Origin of the sequence: Ferrovum myxofaciens (genome assembly GCF_000735045.1) — a bacterium.
Classification (GTDB): Bacteria; Pseudomonadota; Gammaproteobacteria; order Burkholderiales; family Ferrovaceae; genus Ferrovum; species Ferrovum myxofaciens.
Genome location: NZ_JPOQ01000380.1, coordinates 1 through 315 on the forward strand (window position 1 = coordinate 1; position 315 = coordinate 315).

At 53.7% G+C, this 315-nt stretch carries 1 protein-coding gene; it reads right to left on the bottom strand.

Translation table 11 applies throughout. The features are described from left to right. Positions 1–309 (bottom strand): type ISP restriction/modification enzyme (locus IV91_RS18670; RefSeq protein WP_233418494.1); only part of this gene is annotated, 309 nt, incomplete at its 3' end. Positions 310–315: the final 6 nt, after the last annotated feature.

The following is a 315-nucleotide window of genomic DNA, read 5'->3' on the forward strand; positions in this document are numbered from 1 at the left end:
GGCCTCTCCCGGATAGGCTGTCTCAAAATGCGCCAACCCTTCATCGGTAAGGGCATAACGGCGGGTACGGGAACGAGCCACAGGCTGATGTGATTCTCCAAACAGGCTATCCATCCGGGACTCTACCGGTTCCTCTACCCGTTCACCCTCGTCGTACAGGTACAGGGGGAAGCATTGCGCACCAGCCTCCATAGAATTCAAATCTACAAGGCGGTTGCTTATCAGACAAGAAAAACCATTTCGAGAGCCAATTGCGGTTGTCGCAATCACCCGGTTTTCCGCTGCACTGTCTGGAAAAATCCGTGGCATCTGGTA